The organism is Gordonia sp. DT219 (assembly GCF_049847065.1).
In the GTDB taxonomy this organism is placed as follows: domain Bacteria; phylum Actinomycetota; class Actinomycetes; order Mycobacteriales; family Mycobacteriaceae; genus Gordonia.
Window position 1 is genome coordinate 1 of record NZ_JBNCNR010000045.1, and the last position, 5,748, is coordinate 5,748.

Genomic DNA, 5,748 nt, shown 5'->3' on the forward strand with positions numbered 1-5,748 from the left:
AGTGTTCGCGCTCGGCGTGTTTGGTGTGTCATGCGCCGGGGTTCGGATTCCAGGACCAGCCGGGGCTGTTGGGTGGGTTGGTTTGTTCGGGGATGCGGGCGGATGCGCATTGGCGTACGGCGATACTGGGTGGCTGGTTGGGGTCGGGATGGAGGTCGTCAAGCACCTGCCAGTCGCCGAAGACGTTGTGGATCGGATACCAGTGCGGGCCGTGTTGGTTGGCCGGGGGCGGGGTTCCGGTGCGCCGGTAGGTGAGGACGTCGCCGCTCCAGTTGGGGCCTGGTTGGCAGATCGTGGCGCTGGCAACCGTACCTTGAATATGGAACGAGGCAATGAATGCCGAGTCGCGGCTTGGCTGGTAGGCGTGAGTAGGGTCTTCGCCCAGTCCGAAGGCCGGTGGGTGCAATTCGGTGGCGTGTGCGTACCCAGGATAGCCGGCTGCGGCGTGCGCTGAGCTGAGCTGAGCGATCGACTCTGATTCGTACACGGCTCGTATGAACGTTGCGTCAGGGCTCGTGAGATCAATAGCGATAGTGGGTATCCAGTATGTTGTTAGATGGAGAAACCATGGAGGCGCGTAGACCGAGGGAGTTGGCGTGGTGTTGGGTGTTGTGCATGCGGCGAGCGCGAGTAGCAGCATCGTGAGTGTTGATGCTGTGAGAAGTGTTCGCGCTCGGCGTGTTTGATGTGTCATGCGCCGGGGTTCGGATTCCAGGACCAGCCGGGGCTGTTGGGTGCGTTGGTTTGTTCGGGGATGTGCGCGGCGGCGCATTGGCGTACCGCGAGGCTGGGTGGCTGGTCGAAATCGGGATCGGTGTCGTTGAGGACTTGCCAGTCGCCGAAGACGTTGTGGATGGGGTACCAGTGTGGGCCGTGCTGGTTGGGCGGCGGCGGGGCCCCGGTGCGCCGGTAGGTGAGGACTTCGCCGCTCCAGCCGGGACCCGTTTCGCAAATCGTGGCTGTCGCTGTATTTCCGTCACTATGGAAGGCGCCGATGAAATGCGAGCTTTGAGCCAGCGGACGGGCTAAGTTGGGATCCTTTCTAGCTTCGAATTTCAGGGGATGCAGTTCCCTGGCGTGAACGTAGCCGGGATATGCCACTGCGGCGTGGGCTGCGCTGAGCCAAGCTATTCCGTCGGATTCAGACACGGCTCGGATGAAAGTGGCGTCGGGGCTCATGAGATCCAGTGCGGGGGTGGGAACCCAATACATAGTGATGTGCAGAAACCATGGTGGTGCGTATACCGACGGGGAGCGCGGCGGAGCTGGTGGCGTGCTGGGTGTTGTGCATGCGGCGAGCGCGAGTATCAGCATCGTGAGCGCTGATGCCGTGAGAAAAGTTCGCGCTCGGCGTGTTTGGTGTGTCATGCGCCGGGGTCGGGTTCCCAGGACCAGCCGGGGCTGTTGGGTGGGTTGTTTGGCTTGGCGATGTGAGCGGCTGCGCATTGGCGTACCGCGAGGCTGGGTGGCTGATCGGAGTGGGGAACGGTGTCGTTGAGGACTTGCCAGTCGCCGAAGACGTTGTGGATGGGGTACCAGTGTGGGCCGTGCTGGTTGGCCGGTGGTGGAGACCCAACGCGCCGGTAAGTGAGGACTTCGCTAGTCCAGTCGAGGCCGGGATGGCAAATTGTCGCAGTCCCAATATTCCCGTCTCTGTGGAAAGCGCCAATGAAAAGTGTGCCCCTGCTGAGTGGCTCCGGATGCTTGGGATCGTCGGTGCCGCCTCCTACGTGCGGTGGTGGGCTATGGAGCTCGCTGGCATGGACGAAGCCCGGGTATGCGGCTCGTGCGCCCTGTGATCCAGATTCCATTGCGATATCGTTCGAGTCGCTTACCGCGCGGATAAAGGTGGCGTCGGGGCTCATGAGATCGAGCGCGGGAGTGGGTATCCAGTAGGTGGTGAAGTGAAGGAACCAGGGGGGCGTATATGTCGAGGTCGGCGCGGGCTTGGGCGGCATCTTGGTCGTGCTAGTGCAGGCCGCCAGCGTTAGACAGCCCGCCAGGAAGCAGATCGTTAGTATTAGGGTGGTTCGGCGCATCAGTGTGGTGGCCTTCGGGGGTCGGGAGTGTCGCCATCGATAAATGGAATAATTCGATGATTTGTCGAATCTCTTCCTGCTGGGAAGCCTTCGTTCGAGTCATTGAAGCCATTGTCGTACTGCTGCCGAACAACCTTGTACAGGTCTCTGAAGGTGCCGGAATCGCTGTTGACAGCATCTATATCGAGGCGGCCTCCATTGAAGTATGGGGAGTTCTGTTGAACGAACTCCGGGTGTGTGTCTGCATAGCCCTGGACGATGGCTGCTGCCCTTGCGTCCGGCCCAGCTAGACTGTCATACTGCCAGTTGGCGTCTTTGATCCCCCGTGACCACTGGTCGTCATAATTCGAGACGCTTGAGGGATCCAGCAGTTCAGCCTTTCCGGCCGGCGCGAGGATGTTCATTGCCTGCAACAGCCCGACACCGTGATAGGAGGGTACGCCGGCAAATCCGGTGCCCAGAATTGCCTGGACCGTGTCCCATTCCCGCTGTCGGTCTTCTTCCTTCATGGCGGCCATCACTTCGTTTCCATGGACTATTGCCGCAGCCTCTTGGGTGTTCGCGTCGTCGAAGACGTGGTTGAACACTCCGGCCGCTCGTGCGTACGACTCGTCGCCGTGGAGTCCGTACTCGTATGCCAGGTGATTGGTCCAGGCTGCACCGGCGATGTTGATGGCTCGGGCGGAGACGGGGTCGGTGTCGAGAACCTTGATCATGTTGGTGAACTCGTCCGTCGTGTTGAACGCGTGCAGGGCGTGGGCGTCGATACCCGGAGTCTCTACGCCGCCCAGGTTGCCGAGGTAGGGGATCAGGTTCTTGGTGAGCGTCTGGGCGACTTCAGGGTTGTATTCGCCCATGGGGGTGCTGCCGAGAAGCCTTGCGCTGTTTGCCGGGTCGCCGAGTACATGTGCGACGACATCGGCCGACTCGGCTCCGAGTGTTCCTTGGAAGCCGCCTGCATGGGCTCCCTGCCCGATCCCGTTGAGCACATCGTCGAGACCGCCGGCGTGGTTGTCCCAGTGGTGAGTCACCAGACTCAGGAAGGCCTGTTGACCTGTGTGTTCTTTGTAGTTCGGGTCGACACCTGCCATGTCGCGTCCGGTCAAGAAATCTGCCACCGCCTCGTGGTCGGGTGCGGCGTTGTGCAGCATATTGCTCAATACTCCCTGGACCTCGTCATAGTCCGGGACATCAGTGTTCCACTGTTCCTTGCCGCCACCATGAGTGATGGTGCCGCCGATTATGGACGCCTGTCTGAGGAGCCCGCGGTCGAGGTCGGTGCCGGCGCGTAGCGCGGGATTGCCGTTCTGCAGAAACGAATTCAGCACCTGCCAGTCCCCGAGATGTTTGACCTGGAGTACACCGTAACTTCCCTGCTGGTTTTCGAATGGGTATCCGTCGGTGAGCATGCCTCGAAGCTCAGTTGGGAGCTGCTGCATCCCTCCCCGTCCGCCCGCGACTGTGTGAGTATGTGATCCACTCATCACTTCGAACGCGTCTCCCAGGAGAGACTTGTACTGGCCACCACGAGGGCCCAGCTGCTTGTCGATTTCCGAATTGAGATCGGTGAGCGACCTGCCATCCATTTTCCGCATCAGACGCTGCAGATAGTCGTATTGACCCTGTGGGATATCGACATCTTGCCCGTTCTTGATCGCCTCGAGTTGCTGGGGCGTCAGGTGCAGGGCTGCTTGCAGGTCAGAGATCGCCTGCGGCCCGAGGTGGCCGTTCGACAGATCGCGGTCGGCCATCTCGGCGTTGAGTCCCGCACTCGCCGGAGCGAGGGTTGTGATCGCTTCCATGGCCGACTTGATGGCATTTGCGGTGTCGTTGTCGGTGGTGAAGAGCGTCGTCGCGAGGCTTTGGAGGCACGCGGTCGCGTTGGCTGCTCGTTGCGCGCGTTGTGACGCCATGGCCGTGAGTGCGTGCAGCAACGCCGTGTCATCGGCCTCTGACGCGGTCCGCTCGGCATCCGCGAAATTCAGCGTCTCATGGACCGACCAGTCCTCGTCCACCCGGAAGTCGTCACCTTCCAGTGCGTGTCCCTGTGTTTTGAGGGTGTCGATTTGTTCGGCCAAGGCCTCTCCCATGTGGCCGGCGGCGTTGAGAAGACTGCGTAAGCCATCGTTTTCAAAGCGGCGTTGTTCGGTGAGTTCGCGATCGGCGCGGGTGAACGCAGCCGACGCGGACTGTCCCTGCCAATCGAGTCCACAGATCGTCGAATGCATGCTCGTGGCCTGCCGATCCACGCTGGATTGCAGGGGCGGGATGCCCGCGTTTGCGGTGTCGACCATGGGGTGGGCATTCGAGCCGTATACCGCTGATTTCGGTACGTAAGACAAGTTTTTGCTCGTTTGTCTTCTGTCGCTGAGGTCTTCTTCGTCAGTGAGCGGCCGGTGTCATCGCCGGACGAGCGGTTGATTGAGATCTCCGACGGAGAGCAACTCGTTGGCAGCGAGACGCATACTCCGCGAGTCGGCGTTGTCTTGGTTCACAAAAGCCGACGCCGAGTTGTGTAGGAGATCTGACAGTTCCGTATACCGACCGCCCAGCACGCCGATGGCGGCGTGTAGGGCGCTGGTCACACCGGACAGCGCTTGGCCGGTTCGCATCTGCGACAACGACCCCGATGCGTGGGCGAAGTCCGGGATTTCGCTACCGGCGATGCTCTGTGCGCAGGATGCCAGTGCCTTGCCCGCATTGTGCAGGTGGGCAGGGTTGACGTGAAGCCGTTGCGCGGACTGCGGTGGTGCCATCGGGTCCCCCATACGTTTGCGGCATCCGTACCCGAAATGTCCGAAATGCCGTTAGTCGCTGAAACTATCTGGCGGAGACATTACTAGATGCGCGGGTTGACACCGCCGGGAGAATGGAGGCGGAGGTCGGTGGGGACCGTTTACCTGGACTCTTCCGTCGCGCTCCGGACCATTCTCGACGTGCCCGAGCGAGCGGCCCTACAAACGTGGATGAGCAGCACAGAATTGACGTGCGTGTCGTCGCGTCTGCTGCACACTGAGGTGACAAGCGTGCTGCGCCGGGATAGCAGGCCGGTGCGTGACGGCGCAGCGTTGCTCGGCTGTGTCGGGCATGTCGACATCACCCGGGAGGTCCGCACCGTCGCGGAGTCGATCGAGAGGCACATCAAGACGCTGGACGCCCTGCACCTGACGACGGCACTTCTGATCGGGGAATCCGTCGCGGTGGCGAGCCATGACATGACGATGAAGGTGGTGGCCGAGAACTTGGGCCTCGATGTGGTGGATCCCGTGCTTCAAGCTCGACGAGCGGTCGGCTGAGCTCATGCCCGCAGAGATGGCGATGGTCGAGGGCGAGCGGCCGGCGAGACGCTTGCGCCCGCTGCGATTCACATGCGACGGCGGATGTGTCGTGCCGGTCGTCGATCTCACTTCAGCCACGGGTCCGGTCGCTCGTTACCACGCCATACCGACAGAATCGAGCGCCCATCGGAACTGCGGAAGATGTTGTCCACAAATGGCATTCGATGAACAGCTCCAGTCAGGAGCGCGGGATCTTGTCGGTGGGTTCGCGTAGATTGGAGACATCGAATCGATCACCAAGGGGGCATTTTGATCGCCGACGCAACTGTCGAAAGCACCGCTGAAATCACTTATACCGCAGCAATTCTGGCCGGTATTGTCGACCAGCTCACCGAACTCCGCACCAGCCCGGACATGACCGGGCCGCAAGC

At 61.3% G+C, this 5,748-nt stretch carries 5 protein-coding genes; 1 reads left to right on the forward strand and 4 read right to left on the reverse strand.

Annotated features, from left to right (window positions below):
- Positions 1-28 precede the first annotated feature (28 nt).
- The 4 genes from ACPXB3_RS22150 to ACPXB3_RS22165 all read right to left on the reverse strand — a co-directional run bounded on the left by ACPXB3_RS22150 (position 29) and on the right by ACPXB3_RS22165 (position 4,795).
- Entirely contained in the window at positions 29-487 is a 459-nt protein-coding gene (locus tag ACPXB3_RS22150; RefSeq protein ID WP_425705778.1) for a hypothetical protein, read from the reverse strand.
- Between the two features lie 203 nt (positions 488-690).
- Positions 691-1,179 (reverse strand): hypothetical protein, encoded by a 489-nt coding sequence (locus ACPXB3_RS22155; protein WP_425705779.1) that lies wholly within the window; start codon positions 1,177-1,179, stop codon positions 691-693.
- Positions 1,180-2,038: 859 nt separating this feature from the next.
- On the reverse strand, positions 2,039-4,333 hold the full coding sequence (locus ACPXB3_RS22160; protein ID WP_425729776.1) for a hypothetical protein: 2,295 nt from the start codon (positions 4,331-4,333) through the stop codon (positions 2,039-2,041).
- A 105-nt stretch (positions 4,334-4,438) separates the two neighbouring features.
- Positions 4,439-4,795, reverse strand: coding sequence for a type VII secretion target (locus tag ACPXB3_RS22165; protein ID WP_425705781.1), 357 nt, complete (start codon positions 4,793-4,795; stop codon positions 4,439-4,441).
- 87 nt (positions 4,796-4,882) lie between these two features.
- Between ACPXB3_RS22165 and ACPXB3_RS22170 the strand changes: the two genes are divergently transcribed.
- Entirely contained in the window at positions 4,883-5,335 is a 453-nt protein-coding gene (locus ACPXB3_RS22170; protein WP_425729778.1) for a PIN domain-containing protein, read from the forward strand.
- Positions 5,336-5,748 lie beyond the last annotated feature (413 nt).

Coding starts and splice junctions, on each gene's coding strand:
- ACPXB3_RS22155 (WP_425705779.1), bottom strand. CDS start 1,179: ATGAGCCCCGACGCCACTTTCATCCGAGCCGTGTCTGAATCCGACGGA.
- ACPXB3_RS22160 (WP_425729776.1), bottom strand. CDS start 4,333: ATGGTCGACACCGCAAACGCGGGCATCCCGCCCCTGCAATCCAGCGTG.
- ACPXB3_RS22165 (WP_425705781.1), bottom strand. CDS start 4,795: ATGGCACCACCGCAGTCCGCGCAACGGCTTCACGTCAACCCTGCCCAC.
- ACPXB3_RS22170 (WP_425729778.1), top strand. CDS start 4,883: ATGCGCGGGTTGACACCGCCGGGAGAATGGAGGCGGAGGTCGGTGGGG.